This is a genomic window from Phenylobacterium sp. (assembly GCF_030693805.1).
GTDB lineage: Bacteria > Pseudomonadota > Alphaproteobacteria > Caulobacterales > Caulobacteraceae > Phenylobacterium.
Genome location: NZ_JAUXZW010000171.1, coordinates 1 through 1,478, shown reverse-complemented (window position 1 = coordinate 1,478; position 1,478 = coordinate 1). Strand labels below are relative to the sequence as shown.

Sequence of the window (1,478 nt, the reverse complement as noted above, 5' to 3'; positions counted from 1 at the left end):
TGCCACGCCCTGGCACTGTTCTCAGCCAGCCAGATACCCGCCAGTTTGGCCGTGGTGCGCACAGCACTGCAACGTGCGGCCCAAAGCCCCATGCCCGCGCCGGTTGACCACCCCCCCACTACCGTCAACACCGAAGCCGGGCTTACTTCCCTGCGCCACACGCTGGTCGGCTTGGCTGCGCAGGGCTTGCCAGCCTTTGCCACCGCAGGCGCACTGCTGGGCCTTGTGCGCGAGGGTCATTTGCTGCCCAACGACAAAGACCTGGACGTGGTGCTGCCTGTGCAGCACCTGCCCGCCGCCATCGACGCCATGCCCGCATTGGGCTGGAAGCCCGCCTGGACGGTGGTCAAGGCCACAAACTTTCGCAGCTACGTACACACACAACATGCCATCACGCTGGACCTGTTTGGCTACGAATTTGACGCGGCCAACGCCTGCGTGTGGGGTGGCTGGTGGCCTGTGGGGTTGCCGCGGGAGCGCGGCCGCCTGCTCAAGTTCAAACCTATAGAACTGTTGCTGGCTCAACACCCCTGGGGCGAGCACTGGGAAGTCCGTGACCCCGAAAACCTGCTGGCGCAACTGTATGGCTCATACTGGCGCACACCCGATGCAGAATTTGACAGCACCGTTGAAATTCCAGCCCTGGTGGCCCACAACGACTACACCTGCACCTGGGCCGCCTTACGCCTGCTAGAAGCGTGGGTGCAGGGCAATGCCAGCCTGACCGCCCGCCGCTTGCGCACCCTGGCGCGCCTTGACGAAACGGACCCAGTTGTGCACGCCTTTGCTTCACCCTATGCCCACCCGCTGCCATGCTGATACCGCCCACCTACAACCCACCCAGCGTCACCCCGCCAGACCAGCCACGGAAGACCGGCTTGGTGGGCGGCACCATCGGTGCGTTCGATCTGTTCCACGTAGGGCACCTGCGCTTTTTGGCGGCTGCCCGCCAGCACTGCACCCACCTGAAAGTGGGTGTGGGCTCTGACCGCCTGCTGCCACTCAGCAAAGGCCGCGCGCCTGTGTGCAGCGAATCCCATCGCATGGAAATACTGCGGGGTTTGCGTTGTGTGGATGAAGTCTGCGTGTTTGATGTGGGGCTGGACCGAACCGATGCAGCCGCTCGGTGGTTGGCAGATTGGGGCGTGAGCACCGTGTTTGTAAGCAGAGACTGGATCAACACCCCGCGCTGGCAGCACCTGATGCCCATGCTTGCGCACCAGGGCATTGCTTGCCACGCACTGCCCTACACACAGGGCATTTCAACCACTGCCTTGCGCCAGCAACTGACCCAAGGGGGCCAGAAGGCCCAGCAAGACACTTCGCTAGCCGATGTGGTCAGCCCGGGTCGCGTCAAAATGGTGTGAAACGCCAGCAATGGCGAGCAATGCAGAGATGGTTTTTGAGGTTTTGTTGATTTAATTTATAGCTGTTTTCGCTTTTCAGTAAAGCGATATGACTCAATTTATCTGTATTTT

At 61.4% G+C, this 1,478-nt stretch carries 2 protein-coding genes; both read left to right on the top strand.

Annotated elements, in window-relative coordinates:
- On the top strand, positions 1-819 hold an 819-nt coding region (locus Q8M88_RS07130; RefSeq protein ID WP_305595817.1), incomplete at its 5' end, for a hypothetical protein.
- A 62-nt stretch (positions 820-881) separates the two neighbouring features.
- The gene (locus tag Q8M88_RS07125; RefSeq protein ID WP_305595815.1) at positions 882-1,367 is read left to right on the top strand and encodes an adenylyltransferase/cytidyltransferase family protein; all 486 of its coding nucleotides are present in this window, start codon (positions 882-884) and stop codon (positions 1,365-1,367) included.
- Positions 1,368-1,478: the final 111 nt, after the last annotated feature.